Raw genomic sequence first — 1,214 nt, forward strand, 5'->3', positions numbered from 1 at the left:
TCGGCTGCTGAGGTCCTTTGCCGGTTTCGCCGACGAACAGGACTGCGGCACACTGACCAACGACCTTGTCATCCGCTGGGCAAAGGACCGGTCGCGCATCAGTCTCCCCTTCACCTGGGCTGGACGGCTGGCAGTCGTGAAGCCTTTTGCGGCCTACATGACGCGCCTGGATCCGGCGACAGAGTTTCCAGAAACGCCGATATTCGGAAAGTCGCGGCGGAGGCTGACGCCTCATATCTATACCGACGACGAGATCCTCGGCCTAATGGCCGCGGCCCGCGCGCTCCAACCGCAGGGTGAACTGCGATCGGTCGTGTTCGAGGCGTTGATCGGATTGATCGCCGCGACCGGGCTGCGCATTTCGGAGGCGATCAACCTGCGCTGCTGCGATGTCGATATCGAAGCCTGCTGTGCAACGGTGCGCATGACCAAGTTCCGCAAGTCTCGGCATGTGCCGTTTCATCTGTCGGTTGCCAACGCGCTTGGTTCATATCTGCATATTCGAGAGCGTTTCGTCAGGCTGGAGGAGGAGCAAGCTTTCTTCACCATCGCAAGTGGGCAACGCCTCAACAAGCGAACCGTTTACGGCGTCTTTCAACGACTTCGCCTCGCAGCCGGAATCGTGCCGCGCGGTTCCTATCCCCACGTTCGCATTCATGATCTGAGGCACACCTTCATCTGCCGCCGGCTGGAGCGCTGGCAAGCAGACGGATGCGACATCGACAACGCCATCGCGGCGCTCTCGACCTATGTCGGTCATACCAAAGTGTCAGACACCTATTGGTACATGACTGGCATCCCCGATCTGATGGCTATCGCCGGATCGCGGTTCGAAGGCTTCGCCCTCGGGGAGGACGCCCATGTCTGATCGCAAGGCGCCGTCCCTCTCTAACCTCGTCCAGCGCTTCTTTCTCGAGCATCTTGGCCAACACCGGGCCGTCAGTCGTCAGACGGTTGCAGCCTATCGCGATACGCTGAGGCTGCTCCTGGGATTTGCCGCACAGCGACTGCACCGAACACCAAGCGCGATTGCGCTGTTGGACCTCGACGCGCCGTTGCTCCTGGCGTTTCTTGATCATCTCGAGAAGGAACGTGGCAACAGCGTGCGAAGTCGCAATGCGCGCCTCGCGGCAATACGGACTTTCCTAAAATACGCTGGACACCACGACATCGATGCTCTGGCCACCATCGAACGGGCGCTCGCAATCCCGCAA

Annotated in this window: 2 protein-coding genes; both read left to right on the top strand. The window is 60.3% G+C overall.

Going from position 1 to position 1,214, the window contains the following annotated elements; all coding sequences use genetic code 11:
• Positions 1-868, top strand: an 868-nt coding sequence (locus tag DM995_RS18930; protein WP_116970679.1) for a tyrosine-type recombinase/integrase, incomplete at its 5' end; no start/stop codon positions are given.
• On the top strand, positions 861-1,214 hold a 354-nt coding region (locus DM995_RS18935; RefSeq protein ID WP_198669494.1), incomplete at its 3' end, for a site-specific integrase. The genes DM995_RS18930 and DM995_RS18935, both read left to right, overlap by 8 nt.

Source organism: Blastomonas sp. UPD001, assembly GCF_003426715.1.
Classification (GTDB): domain Bacteria; phylum Pseudomonadota; class Alphaproteobacteria; order Sphingomonadales; family Sphingomonadaceae; genus Blastomonas.